Below are 14,253 nucleotides of genomic sequence, written 5' to 3'. Positions count from 1 at the left end.
GTGTTCATCGCTCGCTGAACGACTCCGTTGATTGAAGTCTAGGAAAGGAATACGCAGGCGGGCGCATCGCACCGGTTGACGGCTGACAGACGGAAAGAGCAGTCCCGTGGAGAGCGGGCGAAAAAGTGCAGGAGTTTCAGTGGATTGGCAGCCGTCGGGAAATCCTTTTTTCCGTGTCGCAATAAGCGCAATTGCGAAATGCTCTAAAAAAGGCCGATTTCAACCATAGGACCGTCGATACCATTACAAACCTGCGGTGTTTATCGGCGGCCGATTGCGGGAAACTGTGCGTCACACCATCACGTGCGAGAGCCCTACACGCCCATGACCGCCAGCGCAGAGAAATTCACCCGCCAGACCCTGCTGGAGGTCACTTCGTTGACGCCCAGCCTTTTCACCCTGCGCACGACCCGCGATCCTGGGTTTCGCTTCACGGCGGGGCAGTTCGTGCGTCTGGGGGTCACCAAAGCCGACGGTAGCACTGTCTGGCGGGCCTATTCGGTGGTGTCGTCGCCGTTCGACGAGTTTCTCGAGTTCTTCTCCATCGTGGTGCCGGGCGGCGAATTCACCAGTGAGCTCAGCCGTCTGCGCATTGGCGATACCTTGATGGTGGAAAAGCAGGCCACGGGGTTTCTGACGCTCGATCGGTTCACCGACGGGCGAGATCTGTGGATGCTGTCAACCGGCACCGGCGTCGCGCCGTTTCTGTCGATCCTGCAGGATTTCGAAGTCTGGGAAAAATTCGAGCGCATCATTCTGGTGTACAGCGTGCGCGAGGCGAAGGAGTTGGCCTACCAGACGTTGATCAACGAGCTGACACAGCGCGAGTATCTGGCCGAGCATGCCCACAAGTTTCAATTCATCGCGACCGTCACTCGCGAAGCGCACCCGGGAGCCCTGCGCGGGCGCATTACGACGTTGATCGAGGATGGTTCGCTGGAGAACGCCGCTGGCGTGGCGCTGTCCCCTGAGCATTCGCGGGTGATGATCTGTGGTAACCCGCAAATGATCGAGGACACCCGGGCGCTGCTCAAAACCCGGGACATGCGCTTGGCGCTGACCCGCAAGCCTGGCCAAGTGGCCGTGGAAAACTACTGGTAGTGACGCTGCGACAGCGAAGTGGGGGCAGCTTACCCATCCATGGGGACGATTTTCGCGACACGCTTTGGAAATAGTGAGATGGGAGCGAGTCAGGCCGCTGGCTCGCCCCCTTGGCTTTGCAAGACGAGGCTCAGACCAACCGATCAGGATTCACTGGCAGCGGCGCGGCCGGCTTACTGTTCTGCTCCTTGAGCAAATCGCGGATTTCGGTCAGCAGGGTTTCCTGCGGCGAAGGCGCCGGTGGCACGGAGGGCGCTTTGGCTTCTTCGCGTTTCAGGCGGTTGATCGCTTTGACACCCATGAAAATGGCGAACGCCACGATCACGAAATCGACGACCGTTTGAATGAATTTTCCGTAGGCCAATACCACCGCCGGGGCATTGCCCTCTGCGGCTCTCAGGGTGATGGCCAGATCACTGAAGTCCACGCCGCCAATCAGCAGCCCCAAGGGCGGCATGATTACATCGCCGACGAACGACGAAACGATTTTGCCGAATGCCGCGCCAATGATGATCCCGACGGCCATGTCGACGACGTTTCCTTTAACGGCAAAGGCTTTGAATTCGCTCAGTACGCTCATGGTGTATTCCTTTGTTACAGATGAGGGTGGTGAATGCAGTGTAAGTCAGCTACGTGCATCCCGCGTAATCCATTCAATCGACCGGACAGGCTCACGATAGTTTTATCGAATGACCAGACCCACCTCCGCTGACCGCCGATTCACGCCCGAATTTGAGCCTTGGGGTATCATGGGTCTTTTTTTCGGCGGGGGTTTCATGGCCAAGGCCAAACGCATGTATGGCTGCACCGAATGCGGCGCGACCTTTCCCAAGTGGGCCGGCCAGTGCGGTGAATGTGGCGCCTGGAACACGCTTACAGAAACCATGATCGAAAGCGGCGGCGCGTCGGCGCCGGCGGGCCGCGGCGGTTGGGCTGGGCAGCAAGCCCAGATCAAGACGCTGGCTGAGGTGAGCGTCGAGGAGATCCCGCGTTTTTCCACCCACTCCGCCGAGTTGGACCGCGTGCTTGGTGGCGGCCTGGTCGATGGGTCGGTGGTGCTGATAGGGGGCGACCCGGGCATCGGCAAGTCGACGATCCTGTTGCAGACCCTCTGTGCGATCGCCGAGCACATGCCTGCGCTTTACGTCACTGGCGAAGAGTCGCAACAACAAGTGGCCATGCGCGCCCGCCGCCTGAGCCTGCCCCAGCAAAAACTGCGGGTCATGACCGAAACCAGCATCGAGACCATCATCGCCACGGCCAGGGTCGAGCAGCCCAAGGTCATGGTGATCGACTCAATCCAGACCATCTTCACCGAACAACTGCAATCGGCTCCTGGTGGCGTAGCCCAGGTGCGAGAGAGTGCAGCGCTGTTGGTCCGTTACGCCAAGCAAAGTGGCACGGCCATTTTTCTGGTCGGCCATGTGACCAAGGAGGGCGCGCTGGCTGGGCCTCGCGTTCTCGAACACATGGTCGACACCGTTTTGTATTTCGAAGGGGAGTCCGATGGCCGCCTGCGTTTGTTGCGGGCGGTGAAGAACCGCTTTGGTGCAGTCAATGAACTGGGCGTGTTCGGCATGACCGACAAAGGCCTGAAAGAAGTCTCCAATCCCTCGGCGATTTTTCTGACCCGTGCGCAGGAAGCGGTTGCTGGCAGCGTGGTCATGGCGACGTGGGAGGGCACGCGGCCCATGCTGGTCGAGGTTCAGGCATTGGTCGATGACAGCCACCTCTCCAACCCGCGGCGCGTCACGCTTGGGCTGGATCAGAACCGGTTATCCATGCTACTCGCCGTCCTGCACCGCCATGGCGGAATTCCCACTCACGACCAGGACGTTTTCCTTAACGTGGTGGGTGGGGTCAAGGTGCTGGAAACGGCGTCTGACTTGGCATTGATGGCGGCGGTCATGTCGAGCCTGCGCAACCGCGCGCTGCCGGGCGATCTGCTGGTGTTCGGCGAAGTCGGCCTGTCCGGGGAAGTGCGCCCGGTGCCCAGTGGTCAAGAACGTTTGAAAGAAGCGGCCAAACACGGTTTCAAACGCGCCATCGTGCCGAAAGGCAACGCACCGAAGGAGGCGCCGCCCGGACTGACCGTGGTGGCCGTGACCCGGCTGGATCAGGCGCTGGATGCGCTGTTCGAGGAGTAGAGCCATGGCGGCCGACTCGTCGGCGATGGCTCGATAACGCGACTCAAAAATTGACGCCATAATGATGTCACATTAATATCGCGCCCGTGGTTTCGCTGGCGCACTCTTTCGCGTTGCTCTGGTTACTCCCCCTCCCTCAGATTTGAATATTGCCGTGTCGGTGCTCTGGACCGATACGCACGGCTGTTCGCCTGAAATAAGGATGTTGGCTGTGAAACGGGTTTCTTGTTTTTTGCTATTGAGCGCGATGCTTTCGCTGACGGGCTGTTTTTCTTTCAATACCTACGGCCCTTTGGGCGAGCCTGAAAAGGCAGCCTCGGTCAGCAGTCCTCGTGTTGCGCAGATGTCGGATGTGGTCATTTCCGCCCCTGATATTAACGACGACCTGCGCAAGAACGCGAGTCGTCAACTGACGGACCAGATCAATCACTACCTGGAAAGCGCCGGTTACTTCAAAGATCTGTCGGTGTTTCCGGCAAAACTGGGTGATCAGGACGTTCTGCTGAAATTCAACCTGACCTCCTTGCACGGCAAACGCACGCCGCACCCGGCTTACTTTCCGGGGGCTTTGCTGACGTTGACAATCTACATCTGGGTCAACGGCCCGGTTTACGTCGACACCTATGATCTGGCGGGCGAACTGAGCATCGAGGATCGCACGGGCAAAACGCTGGCCAAGTCGATGCAGCGAGTCGATCAGCCACGCAACGTCGGATTGTTCGATCCCGATTACGCAGCGCCCGGTCTTGGCAGTCCACAACTGCGCGCGTTGATCACCAAGCTGACAGACGACGCTGTCACGCAACTGAATGCTCACTGAAAGGATTCGACAGAATATGAAGCGCACGTTGAAAACGCTGTTGTTGCTGGTTGGGGTATCGCTAACGGGCTGCGTGTCGTACTCGCAACATGATTTGCCCGTGGTGCAAAACTGGCCGTTGCCGAACAAGGAAGCGGCAGCCAAGCCTTCGGCCTACATTCGGTTCACCACCATGCACACGATGAATGGCCAGCAGACGCCGGGCGGCACCAGCCCGGCGGCGTGGGAAAAGGTGTTCGTCGATAACGTCAAACAGTCCGAGCGCTTCCAGAGCGTGACCACCGACAAGGTCGAGTCGGATGTGTATGTCTACGCCACGCTGCGCAATCAGGAAACCGGCAGTTTTGCCAGTGCGATCCTGACCGGTGCCACCCTTTACGTGATCCCGACCACGTTCGACAACAAGCTGGTTCTGGAAACGGTGTACAAGGACCGCGACGGAAAAACGCTCGGCCGTGTCGAGAAGAGTGAGACGGTCACGACCTGGATGCAATTGCTGCTGGTCTTCGCGCTGCCGTTCAACCAGTCGCCGGACGGCATCATCCAGCACCTGACGCAAAGCTCGCTGGAAGAAGCGGTCAAACAGAAGCTGATCTAAGCGGACCAATCAGCAGGCACGGAGCCAGCCCCGTGCCTCATACCTCGATCAGCGCCGCCAGTTCGCGCTCCAGCTCTTTGGGATCACCCAGATTCCACTCCACTAGCCTGCGCAAATGCGTCACTGACTCCAGCCCGATGTGCTCGCAGACAAAACCCAGATGATTGTGGTCATCGTGGGTCAGCCTCACTTCCATCTGCACGTCGATATCCACATTCAAAAGAATGTCGACGATGAACGGTTCGTCCGGATTGCCCAGCCAGGGCGACGGGCGTTCGATCAGCAATCCCTTTAGAGAAAGATCGATGAGGTGCACAGGCCAGCTTTTCTGGCCCTGAGTCAGCTCGGTCCTGGCATCGAACGAGATACGTTTAAAACGGCGACGCTCTTCATGGGAATCTGTCATGACTCGACTTCTCCTGAGCCGTGTACGGCAACTGCTTTGACTATAGGTCAAATCCCGCGCGAGACCATGGTCGGGGGTGGCCTTTCGCTTCAGCAGCGCTAAACTCCAAAGGCTGGTCAAATAACAAGTCCACTCAGCTGGAAATAAAAAATGAAAAACAATAATAGTCTGCTGCGCCATGTGCCCTGGCTGATTGTTGCGATTCTTGGGGCCTGCGCCCTGGGGGTAGTTGCATTGCGTCGGGGAGAAGCAATCAACGCACTTTGGATCGTGGTCGCCGCGGTTGCCATTTACCTGGTTGCGTATCGCTACTACAGCCTGTTCATCGCCAACCACGTCATGCAACTCGATCCGACCCGGGCGACTCCGGCAGTGATCAACAATGATGGCCTGGACTACGTTCCCACCAACAAACACATTCTCTTCGGCCACCACTTTGCGGCGATCGCAGGGGCAGGCCCGCTGGTCGGTCCGGTGCTGGCGGCGCAGATGGGCTATCTGCCCGGCACGCTCTGGTTGATCGCCGGGGTGGTGCTCGCTGGGGCCGTGCAGGACTTCATGATCCTGTTCCTTTCCACCCGTCGTAACGGCCGGTCGCTGGGCGACATGGTGCGCGAGGAAATGGGCCGCATTCCCGGCACCATTGCCCTGTTCGGCTGTTTCCTGATCATGATCATCATCCTCGCGGTGCTGGCGCTGATCGTGGTCAAGGCCCTGGCCGAAAGCCCATGGGGCATGTTCACGGTCATGGCGACGATCCCGATCGCGATGTTCATGGGCATTTACATGCGCTTCATTCGCCCGGGCCGCATTGGTGAAATCTCCATCATCGGTGTGGTGCTGTTGCTCGTGTCCATCTGGATCGGCGGCCAAGTGGCAGCCAGTCCGGAATGGGCGCCGCTGTTTACCTTCACGGGCGTGCAGATCACCTGGATGCTGGTGGGCTATGGCTTCGTCGCGGCCATGTTGCCGGTCTGGCTGGTACTCGCCCCGCGGGATTACCTGTCGACCTTCCTCAAAATCGGCACCATCGTCGCGCTGGCCATCGGTATCCTGATCCTGGCGCCCGAGCTGAAAATGCCAGCGCTGACCCAGTTCACCGACGGCTCCGGCCCGGTCTGGAAAGGCACCCTGTTTCCGTTCCTGTTCATCACCATCGCCTGCGGTGCCGTTTCGGGCTTCCATGCGCTGATCTCTTCGGGCACCACGCCCAAACTGCTGGATAACGAAGTCAACGCCCGTTACATCGGTTACGGCGGCATGCTCATGGAGTCCTTCGTGGCCATCATGGCCATGGTCGCCGCGTCGGTCATCGAACCTGGCGTGTACTTCGCCATGAACAGCCCCGCAGCGATCGTCGGCACCGATGTCAACGCAGTCGCGCAGATGGTCAGCAGTTGGGGCTTCGTTATCACGCCGGATCAACTGGTGGCGACTGCCAAAGACATCGGTGAAAACACCATCCTGGCGCGTGCCGGTGGTGCGCCGACCCTCGCTGTCGGCATCGCACAGATCCTTCATCAGGCATTCCCTGGCCAGAACACCATGGCGTTCTGGTACCACTTCGCGATCCTGTTTGAAGCCTTGTTCATCCTGACGGCGGTCGACGCCGGGACTCGCGCCGGTCGTTTCATGCTGCAAGACTTGCTGGGCAGCTTCGTGCCCGCGCTGAAACGGACCGAGTCCTGGGCTGCCAACGCCATCGGCACGGGTGGGTGCGTGGCGCTGTGGGGTTACCTGCTGTACCAAGGCGTGATCGATCCGCTGGGCGGCATCAACACCCTCTGGCCGCTGTTTGGGATCTCCAACCAGATGCTGGCCGGGATCGCATTGATGCTGGCGACGGTCGTGCTGATCAAGATGAAGCGTCAGCAGTACGCGTGGGTCACCATCCTGCCAGCCTCGTGGCTGCTGATCTGTACCGTGACTGCAGGCTTGATCAAGCTGTTCGATCCAAGCCCTGCCGTTGGCTTCCTGGCCTTGGCCAAGAAATACAGCACGGCGGCGGAAGCGGGGCAGGTATTGGCACCGGCCAAATCCATGGAGCAGATGCAGCACGTGATTTTCAACGCGTACACCAACGCGGCGCTGACCGTCCTGTTCTTGTTCGTGGTATTGAGCATCCTGTTCTATGCAATCAAGGTCGGTCGCGCCGCCTGGGTCAAGAAAGAACGCAGCGACAAGGAAGCGCCTTTCCAAGCGTTCCCGAAAACCCATTGAGTTCGCCCTGAAGCGAGGAGCTGTGTATGTTCAATGACCTGAGCCGTCTGGGTAAGTATCTGGGGCAGGCCGCGCGCCTGATGGTCGGCATGCCGGATTACGACATCTACGTCGAACATATGCAGACCAAGCACCCGGACAAGCCGGTGATGTCGTACGAGGCGTTCTTTCGGGAACGCCAGGATGCGCGTTACGGCGGCAAGGGCGGGCCTAAGTGTTGTTGATCGGCTGATGCGTTTTCGTTTGTAGGAGCGCGCTTGCCCGCGATTTGCGTAGTGTCAAACGACGAATGTCGGTGACGCGCCGTAGGTCGCGGGCAAGCGCGTTCCTGCAGGTATTCATGTGTGCTGGAGATTTCTGTTTGCTCAATCCCATCCCTGTCACCGTCCTGAGTGGCTTTCTCGGCGCGGGCAAGACCACGTTGCTGCGTCACCTGCTCAAGGAGGAGCACGGCCTGAAAATCGCCGTGATCGAAAACGAATTCAGCGATGCCGGGATCGATACCCAGTTGTTGGGTGGCGAACCCGTGCAGGTCATGACGCTGTCCAACGGCTGCGTGTGCTGCACCATCCACACCGACCTGACCCGCGCGCTGTACCTGCTGCTGGAGCGGCTGGACAGTGGCGAAATCGCCTTCGATCGGCTGGTGATCGAGTGCACCGGGCTGGCTGACCCTGCGCCAGTGGCCCAGACGTTCTTCATCGACGAAGAGTTGCGCGAGCGTTACATCCTCGACGGGATCATCACCCTGGTGGACGCGGCTCACGCGCAAACCCACCTGGAGCAGACCATTGCCCAGGCCCAGATCGGTTTCGCTGACCGGCTGCTGGTGAGCAAGACCGATCTGGTGGATCGTTCTGCCTTCGACGCCCTGAGCGAGCGCCTGACCCGAATCAACCGCCGAGCACCGATCCGCGTGGTCGAGCACGGCCGCATTGACCTCGCCGAGTTGCTCGATGTCCGTGGCTTCAACTTGAATGCAGACGTGGGCGGTATGGTGCTGCGCCCAGCAGCCCCGGCAGGGCGTTCCATCGACCGCATCAGCAGCGTGGTCCTGCGCAGCGACAAGGCGCTTGATATCGACAAACTCAGCGAATTCATGAACGAGCTGCTGGAAGCCCATGGCAAGCAGTTGCTGCGTTATAAAGGCGTGCTGAACATTGCTGGCGAGGACCGCAAGTTGGTGTTTCAGGGCGTGCTGAAGTTATACGGCTTCGATTTCGATGTGGAGTGGGGGCCGGCCGAGAAGCGCGAGAGCGTCATCGTGTTCATCGCCGACGAATTGCCGGAGCAAAAGATCCGGGAAGGCTTTGCCGGCGTTTCAGCAGAGTAACTACTAACTGTAGGAGCGCGCTTGCCCGCGAAGACTTTCGTACATCCGATACGAAGGGCCGGGTACCAAAACGTCTCGCGGGCAAGCGCGCTCCTACGGTGCGGAGATTTCAGACAAAAAAGCCCGGCTCAAGAGCCGGGCTTTCTGACATCGATGAACCGCTATCAGGCGCCGTAAACCGGCAGCTTGGCGCAGATGGCCTTGACCTTCTCACGGACGGCGTCGATCACCGCTTCGTTGTTCAGGTCAGCCAGGATGTCGCAGATCCAGCCCGCCAGTTCCTTGCACTCTGCTTCCTTGAAGCCGCGAGTGGTCACAGCCGGGGTGCCGAAGCGCAGGCCGGAGGTGACGAACGGGGAGCGTGGGTCGTTTGGCACGGAGTTCTTGTTCACGGTGATGAAAGCGCGACCCAGCGCGGCGTCGGCGTCTTTACCGGAGATGTCCTGTTTGATCAGGGACAGCAGGAACAAGTGGTTTTCGGTGCCGCCCGAGACGACGTCGAAGCCACGCTCGATGAAGACGGCAGCCATGGCCTTGGCGTTCTTCACCACTTGTTGCTGGTAAGCCTTGAACTCAGGCTGCAGCGCTTCCTTGAAGCAGATCGCCTTGGCAGCGATGACGTGCTCCAGCGGGCCGCCTTGACCGCCAGGGAAAACGGCAGAGTTCAGTTTTTTCTCGATGTCGGCGTTGGCGCGCGCCAGGATCAAGCCGCCACGTGGGCCGCGCAGGGTCTTGTGAGTGGTGGTGGTGACGACGTCGGCGAACGGCACCGGATTGGGGTAGACACCCGCAGCAACCAGGCCGGCAACGTGAGCCATATCGACGAACAGGTAAGCGCCGACTTTGTCAGCGATGGCGCGGAAGCGGGCGAAATCCAGGACCTGCGAATACGCCGAGAAACCGGCCACGATCATCTTGGGCTTGTGCTCGACGGCCAAGCGCTCGACTTCGTCGTAGTCGATCAGGCCATTGCCATCGATACCATACTGCACCGCGTTGTACAGCTTGCCGGACGAGGAAACGCTGGCGCCGTGGGTCAGGTGACCACCGTGGGCCAGGCTCATGCCCAGAATGGTGTCGCCTGCGTTCAGCAGCGCCAGATAGACGGCGCTGTTGGCCTGGGAACCTGCGTGCGGCTGTACGTTGGCGTAATCGGCGCCGAACAGCTCCTTGGCGCGGTCGATGGCCAGTTGTTCGACGATGTCGACGTATTCGCAACCACCGTAGTAACGCTTGCCTGGGTAGCCTTCGGCGTACTTGTTGGTCAAGACCGAGCCCTGCGCTTCCATCACGGCCGGGCTGGTGTAGTTTTCCGAGGCGATCAGCTCGATGTGCTCTTCCTGGCGCTTGGCTTCTTGCTCCATAGCGGCAAACAGGTCGGAGTCGTACTTGGCGATAGTCAAATGACGGCTGAACATGGCGGTCCTCGGGGATCGGGCAGTTGAAAAGGGGGGCATTCTAACTCATCGGCTTTTAGATGGCATATGAAAGGCGGTCATGCCCCAGACGAGCTGTCTTCATCCAGTCTGACTCGACACCTGTAGGAGCGCGCTTGCCCGCGATACGTTCTTGCACCCGGCACACCCGTGTCGGTTGTACAAAAGTCTTCGCGGGCAAGCGCGCTCCTACAATGCAATGCGGTGAGCGGGTTTGGCGGCGCCCCTGCCGCATCAATCAGTTGAAAGGCGGTCATGCCGCAGACGACCTGTCTTCATCCAGCCTGACCCGACACCTGTAGGAGCGCGCTTGCCCGCGATACGTTTTTGCACCCGGCACCCGTGTCGGTTGTACAAAAGTCGTCGCGGGCAAGCGCGCTCCTGCAACGCAATGCGGCGAGTCAGCGGGTTTGGCGGCGCCCCTGCCGTATCAATCAATCATGAAGAGCGTGTCATTGCTGAACTGCGCTTCGAACCGTGTCGCGGGCATCGGGCGGCCGAAAAGGTAGCCCTGCACTTCGTCGCATCCGTGTTCGCGCAGGAAGTCCAGTTGCTCGTGGGTTTCCACCCCTTCGGCGATCACGGCCAGGTTAAGGCTATGGGCCATTGCGATAATGGCTCGGGCGATCTGGGCATCCTGCTCGCCGGACGGCAGGCCGTCGACGAAGGTGCGGTCGATCTTCAAGACATCGATAGGGAATTGCTTGAGGTAGTTGAGCGACGAATAGCCGGTGCCGAAGTCGTCTACGGCAATGCTCAACCCCAGGCGTTTGAGGCCATCGAGGATCTGCATCGCTTCGCTGACCTCGCGCATCAAAATACTTTCGGTCAATTCCAGCTCCAGGCAGGCAGGGGGCAGGCCAGTCTCCTGGAGGATATTGGCAATGCGCGTACCCAACTGCCCATCGGAGAACTGCCGCGCGGAAATGTTGACCGACACTTTCGGCACCCGCACCTTGGCCTGATGCCATTCGCGCAACTGACGGCACGCTTCCTTGAGCACCCATTCGCCGACTTCCACCACCAGGCCCAGCTCTTCCAAGACGGGAATGAAATCCCCAGGGGGGACCAGCCCGCGACGAGGATGACGCCAGCGCAACAGGGCCTCGGTGCCGGTCAGCCGCTTGCCGTCGCCGCTGAACTGCGGCTGGTAGAACAGGGTGAACTCTTTTTGCTCAAGTGCATGACGCAAATCGCTCTCCAGTTCCAGGCGCTCCAGCGCGCTGGCGTTCATGTCCGCCTGGTAGAACTGGAAGTTGTTCTTGCCGCGCTCTTTGGCGTGGTACATGGCCGTGTCGGCGTTCTTCATCAACTGGCTCAGTTCATGGCCATCCTGAGGACTGAGGGCGATGCCAATGCTGGCAGTGACAAAGAATTCCCGACCTTCGAGTACGAACGGCTTCACCAGGCTGGCCAGGATCTGCTCGGCGACATGGATGGCACGGGTCAGCGCCGCTTGCTGCGTGGCGCCGGGTTGCAGGAGGAGGGTGAACTCATCGCCGCCCATGCGCGCCACGGTATCGTCTTCGGTAACGCACTCCAGCAGCCGCGAGGCCATTTCCTTGAGCATGCGGTCGCCGGCGGCGTGGCCCAGCGAGTCGTTGATCGGTTTGAAACGGTCCAGATCGAGAAACATCAGCACAACCCAGGCGTTCTGCCGCTCGGCGTGTTGCAGGGCGGTGTGCAGACGGTCCTGGAACAAGGTGCGGTTGGGCAGATGCGTCAAGGCGTCGTAATAGGCGAGGCGATGAATGCGCTGCTCGCTGGCTTTGCGTTCGCTGATGTCACTGAAGAAACACACGTAACTGGCCAGGTCGCCCTCATCGTCGAGCACGGCAGTAATGCCGACCCACGCTGGGTAATGCTCGCCGTCTCGGCGCTTTAACCACAGTTCGCCCTCCCAACTGCCGCGCTGATGCAGTTGCTTGAGGATGTAACCCATGTGGGCTTCCTGTTGGTTCTCGACCGTCAACATCATCGGCAACTGATCGAGGACTTGGGAAACCGCATAGCCGCTGACCCGGCTGAAGGCGTCGTTGGCCTGCACGATGTAGCCGGCGGGGTCCGTGATCAGAATGGCCGACGTCGAGTGCTCGAAGACCGTGGCCGCCATGCGCAGGTCTTTTTCTGCACGGCGTTGCTGACTGATGTCACGACCCACGCCCAGAATGCCCTCGAAGGCGCCCGAGTCGTCCCACACCAGCACCAGCCGTAGCTCGACGGGGATCTTGCGCCCATCCGCGCGCAGGCAGTCGAAGAGGAAGAGTTGAGTCGGTACCTCGCTGCGCAATTGCGCCAGCGTTTCGGGCTTGTTCAGCGCTTTGCCGACCCGATGCAGCAGGGTTTGCAGGTTTCCCAACTGGTGCGGGTTGGCGATGATCGAGTTCCAGCCGTTCTCCAGAATCCACTCGGCGCTGTACCCCAAGACGGTGTTGACCGACGGGCTGACGTAGTTGGGGCGCAGCCGGGCATCGGTGGAAAAAATCACGTCGCTGATGCTTTCTGCCAGCATGCGGTAGCGCTGTTCGCTGTCACGCAGGGACTGGCTTGCCTCCACTTGTTCGGTGATGTCCTTGGCCACCCCCACAATCCGGGTGATCCGGCCATCTTCATCGCGGGCCAACGCTTGCTCGCGGATGTCCAGACGCCGCCAGCGACCACCGCGATCACGAAACCGCAATTGTTGCTCGATCAGGTCGCTGCGGTTGTCTTCGCTGCGCATCAGGCGCAGGCGTTCGTACGCTTCGGCGTCATCCGGGTGCAGCAGGATCTCCCAGAAGTATTCGCCCATCTGCTCGACGTCTTCCTTGCTGTAGCCCAGCGAATGCCCCAGATGATGGTTGCTGTAAAGCATGCGCCGCGTGGCGACGTCCTGAACGTACAAGTGGTCGGGTACCGTTTGTACCACTTCCGACCAGAAGCTCTCGCGCTCTTGCAATGCCAGTTCGGTCTGCTTGCGGTTGGTCACATCATTGATGTTGAGAATGACGGCATTGAAGTCTTCCGGTTGCTCGGGCAGACGTACCACCAGCCAGAGGTGCTGATCATTGCCCTGAGCGTCGGGTAGCACGATTTCCAGCTCGAGTTGCGGTAGGCCATCGAGCACCGCGCCGATCAACTGCACGCCGATGCCCTGGCGAGCACGCGGGCAGCCCTCGATCAGTTGTTGCCAGACCTGCTCGGCGGATTCGGCCCGCAGCAGGCCGGCGGCCACCTGGTTGACCTCCGTGATGCGCAATTGATGCAGCAGCGGTTTGAGCTGGTCCGGGTGATTGAGCAAGCGCCGGTGCAGGTCTGCGCTGCTGTTCAGTTGCAGGTGCCTGAGGTAGGCCGTCAGGCCGGACAGGTCGAGCACACACAGCGCCACGCCGGTGCCTTCGAAAATGTCCTTGTAGCGCCGACGGCTTTCATGCAATTGCAACTGCCGACGGTGCAGGCTGCGCAATGCGAGCAAAGGCAGAATGGAGCACACCAGCGCGATCAGGCATTTGCCGATCAACGGGGCGATCAGCGCCTGGCGCACCTTCGTACTGTCGAACAGCCCGCGCAGTTGCCAGTCGCTGTTGGTCAGCGGTTCGAGCAACAGGGTCTGAATGTCGCCGCTGGCCGACGCTTCGTCATCGGCATTGCCCCGGTACACCACCTGCTGAGTCGTGCGGTTTTCCAACTGCCAGACGGCTTTATAGTCCTGATCGCTTTCCCGCGTCAGGGACTTCAGCGCCTGAGGGCTCAAGCGGATGGCCCAGTAGCGCTCGGCGTCGCTGCCGGACTGGCGGACGAAGAGATAGAACAGCGAACCGTCAGGCGCGTCGGCGTAATAGTAGGTACGCCCACCGATCCGCTCATGCTGTTGAGCCAAAAAGTCGGCATCCGGACTGCCGGACGCGCTGTCGGCCAACACCTGAGCGTTTTCGTCCAGCCACGCTACGCTGAGCAAGCCTGGCATCGCCTGGCGCAGGCGGTCGAGTGTGGAGGGGGTCAGGACCGAGCCCTGTACGCGGCTTTTTGCGTCATCCAGCACGTTGAGGGCCACTTGGGCATTGAGCGCCATGTTCAAACTCAACCGGTCGGCCAGTTGAATGCTGTAATCGACACTGCGCTGATGTTGCCGCTCCTGCGTCTGCTGGAACTGTTCGAACAGTTGCCATAACAGCAACACGAGCATCAGCAGCACCAGCACCGCCAGCGCGCC

11 protein-coding genes are annotated in these 14,253 nt (G+C 60.1%); 7 read left to right on the top strand and 4 right to left on the bottom strand.

The genetic code is table 11. The features are described from left to right. Positions 1–324 precede the first annotated feature (324 nt). Positions 325–1,101 (top strand): ferredoxin--NADP reductase, encoded by a 777-nt coding sequence (locus DBP26_RS25170; RefSeq protein ID WP_108240298.1) that lies wholly within the window; start codon positions 325–327, stop codon positions 1,099–1,101. Positions 1,102–1,231: 130 nt separating this feature from the next. Here the strand turns inward: DBP26_RS25170 and mscL are convergent, their stop codons facing one another. After that, positions 1,232–1,681, bottom strand: coding sequence for a large-conductance mechanosensitive channel protein MscL (gene mscL, locus DBP26_RS25165; RefSeq protein WP_108240297.1), 450 nt, complete (start codon positions 1,679–1,681; stop codon positions 1,232–1,234). A gap of 196 nt (positions 1,682–1,877) precedes the next feature. Here mscL and radA point away from each other — a divergent pair, with 196 nt between their 5' ends. From radA to DBP26_RS25150, 3 genes are all read left to right on the top strand, one after another. Further along, a complete protein-coding gene (gene radA, locus DBP26_RS25160; protein ID WP_108240312.1) occupies positions 1,878–3,248 on the top strand; it encodes a DNA repair protein RadA in 1,371 nt (456 codons plus the stop codon). 211 nt (positions 3,249–3,459) lie between these two features. Next, positions 3,460–4,068 (top strand): hypothetical protein, encoded by a 609-nt coding sequence (locus DBP26_RS25155; RefSeq protein ID WP_256602076.1) that lies wholly within the window; start codon positions 3,460–3,462, stop codon positions 4,066–4,068. Between the two features lie 16 nt (positions 4,069–4,084). Beyond that, positions 4,085–4,666, top strand: a complete 582-nt coding sequence (locus DBP26_RS25150) for a hypothetical protein (RefSeq protein ID WP_108240295.1) — start codon at positions 4,085–4,087, stop codon at positions 4,664–4,666. A gap of 37 nt (positions 4,667–4,703) precedes the next feature. Here the strand turns inward: DBP26_RS25150 and DBP26_RS25145 are convergent, their stop codons facing one another. Beyond that, positions 4,704–5,072, bottom strand: coding sequence for a PilZ domain-containing protein (locus DBP26_RS25145; RefSeq protein ID WP_108240294.1), 369 nt, complete (start codon positions 5,070–5,072; stop codon positions 4,704–4,706). 150 nt (positions 5,073–5,222) lie between these two features. On the opposite strand from DBP26_RS25145, the gene DBP26_RS25140 reads away from it, so the two are divergent. The 3 genes from DBP26_RS25140 to yjiA all read left to right on the top strand — a co-directional run bounded on the left by DBP26_RS25140 (position 5,223) and on the right by yjiA (position 8,625). Beyond that, positions 5,223–7,292: a carbon starvation CstA family protein gene (locus DBP26_RS25140; protein WP_108240293.1), complete on the top strand. Its 2,070-nt coding sequence runs from the start codon at positions 5,223–5,225 to the stop codon at positions 7,290–7,292. A 26-nt stretch (positions 7,293–7,318) separates the two neighbouring features. After that, positions 7,319–7,516, top strand: a complete 198-nt coding sequence (locus DBP26_RS25135; protein ID WP_108240292.1) for a YbdD/YjiX family protein — start codon at positions 7,319–7,321, stop codon at positions 7,514–7,516. Between the two features lie 137 nt (positions 7,517–7,653). Next, positions 7,654–8,625, top strand: coding sequence for a GTPase (gene yjiA, locus DBP26_RS25130; RefSeq protein ID WP_256604731.1), 972 nt, complete (start codon positions 7,654–7,656; stop codon positions 8,623–8,625). A gap of 164 nt (positions 8,626–8,789) precedes the next feature. Here the strand turns inward: yjiA and glyA are convergent, their stop codons facing one another. Together glyA and DBP26_RS25120 are read right to left on the bottom strand one after the other, a co-directional pair. Next, on the bottom strand, positions 8,790–10,043 hold the full coding sequence (gene glyA / locus DBP26_RS25125) for a serine hydroxymethyltransferase (protein ID WP_108240290.1): 1,254 nt from the start codon (positions 10,041–10,043) through the stop codon (positions 8,790–8,792). 448 nt (positions 10,044–10,491) lie between these two features. Further along, on the bottom strand, positions 10,492–14,226 hold the full coding sequence (locus tag DBP26_RS25120) for an EAL domain-containing protein (RefSeq protein ID WP_108240311.1): 3,735 nt from the start codon (positions 14,224–14,226) through the stop codon (positions 10,492–10,494). Positions 14,227–14,253 lie beyond the last annotated feature (27 nt).

It is taken from the genome of Pseudomonas sp. RIT409 (genome assembly GCF_003052515.2).
GTDB lineage: Bacteria > Pseudomonadota > Gammaproteobacteria > Pseudomonadales > Pseudomonadaceae > Aquipseudomonas.
This window is presented reverse-complemented; position numbering and strand designations above follow the sequence as displayed.

What these genes read in the sequence shown, in the direction of transcription:
- DBP26_RS25170 (WP_108240298.1), top strand. Translation starts at nt 325, where the DNA reads ATGACCGCCAGCGCAGAGAAATTCACCCGCCAGACCCTGCTGGAGGTC.
- radA (WP_108240312.1), top strand. Translation starts at nt 1,878, where the DNA reads ATGGCCAAGGCCAAACGCATGTATGGCTGCACCGAATGCGGCGCGACC.
- DBP26_RS25150 (WP_108240295.1), top strand. Translation starts at nt 4,085, where the DNA reads ATGAAGCGCACGTTGAAAACGCTGTTGTTGCTGGTTGGGGTATCGCTA.
- DBP26_RS25135 (WP_108240292.1), top strand. Translation starts at nt 7,319, where the DNA reads ATGTTCAATGACCTGAGCCGTCTGGGTAAGTATCTGGGGCAGGCCGCG.
- DBP26_RS25120 (WP_108240311.1), bottom strand. Translation starts at nt 14,226, where the DNA reads ATGCTCGTGTTGCTGTTATGGCAACTGTTCGAACAGTTCCAGCAGACG.
- DBP26_RS25140 (WP_108240293.1), top strand. Translation starts at nt 5,223, where the DNA reads ATGAAAAACAATAATAGTCTGCTGCGCCATGTGCCCTGGCTGATTGTT.
- DBP26_RS25145 (WP_108240294.1), bottom strand. Translation starts at nt 5,072, where the DNA reads ATGACAGATTCCCATGAAGAGCGTCGCCGTTTTAAACGTATCTCGTTC.
- mscL (WP_108240297.1), bottom strand. Translation starts at nt 1,681, where the DNA reads ATGAGCGTACTGAGCGAATTCAAAGCCTTTGCCGTTAAAGGAAACGTC.
- glyA (WP_108240290.1), bottom strand. Translation starts at nt 10,043, where the DNA reads ATGTTCAGCCGTCATTTGACTATCGCCAAGTACGACTCCGACCTGTTT.